Source organism: Mesorhizobium sp. M2C.T.Ca.TU.002.02.1.1 (assembly GCF_003997225.1).
This window is the reverse complement of record NZ_RZTO01001325.1, coordinates 1-941: the sequence shown is the minus strand read 5'-3', so window position 1 is coordinate 941 and position 941 is coordinate 1. Positions and strand designations below refer to the sequence as shown.

Annotated in this window: 2 protein-coding genes; both read left to right on the top strand. The window is 64.6% G+C overall.

All coding sequences use genetic code 11. The annotated features are described in order from the left end of the window. A partial coding sequence (locus EOD07_RS35855; protein ID WP_206519665.1) for an FAD-dependent monooxygenase occupies positions 1-746 on the top strand: 746 nt, incomplete at its 5' end. A gap of 62 nt (positions 747-808) precedes the next feature. Beyond that, on the top strand, positions 809-941 hold a 133-nt coding region (locus EOD07_RS35850; RefSeq protein ID WP_164772920.1), incomplete at its 3' end, for a BrnT family toxin.

Sequence of the window (941 nt, the reverse complement as noted above, 5' to 3'; positions counted from 1 at the left end):
GGCTCGGCGCGGATGGCGTGTGGTCCTCGGTTCGCGCCGGGCTTGCCCGGACGGCAGGCTTCGCGGCAAGCCGGTTTTCGGGCGAGCTCGCCTGGCGCGCGACGATCCCGGCACAAAGCGCCGCCGGCCAGGTTTTTGAGCAAATCGGCGCCAGCGATTGCGTCACCACTTTCCTGCATCCCGGCTTCCACATGGTCGCCTATCCGGTGAGCAAGGGCAGCGCCTTCAATCTTGCCGCCTTCACCAAGGGCGAGCGCATCGCCGAAGGCTGGTCAGGCCACGCCGACCCCGCGATCCTCTCAGGCGCCATGCGCGGAACAACCGCATCCTTGTCGAGGCTGGTGGCGCTCGCTGGCCCCTGGACGGCCTTCCCCATCCACACGGTCGAGCAGCGGCGGTGGACTATGCCGGAGGGCATCGCGCTGATCGGCGACGCCGCGCATGCCATGACGCCGTTCGCGGCGCAGGGCGCGGCCATGGGCATAGAGGATGCCTCGATGCTCGCCAATCTGGTTGCCGATTTTCCAGGCGATCCGGCCCAAAGTCTCACTGTCTGGGAAAATCTTCGACGGCCGCGCGTCGAGAGGGTGCTGAAACGCGGCGCGCTGAACCGGCTCGCCTGGCATGCCTGGGGGCCGGTGGCGATCGCGCGTAACCTGGTGCTGGCCGCGCGGCAGGCGGAGAAGCTCGCAGCTGATCTCGACTGGCTTTACGGGTGGGAGGAGCGGAATGTGGTGCGGCGGTAGAGCGTCAGCAGGCCGCCTTGACGTAAGGGCTATTTGTAGTTACATTTTTGTGGTTACATGAAATGGAAGAATTGAGGTTTGAGTGGGATTTGGAAAAGGCTGGGTCCAATCTGCGCAAACATGGCGTGAGCTTCGAGACTGCCGTTCGTGTTTTCTCGGATCCGTTCGCGCTGACGGAGCAGGACAGGGTAGAAG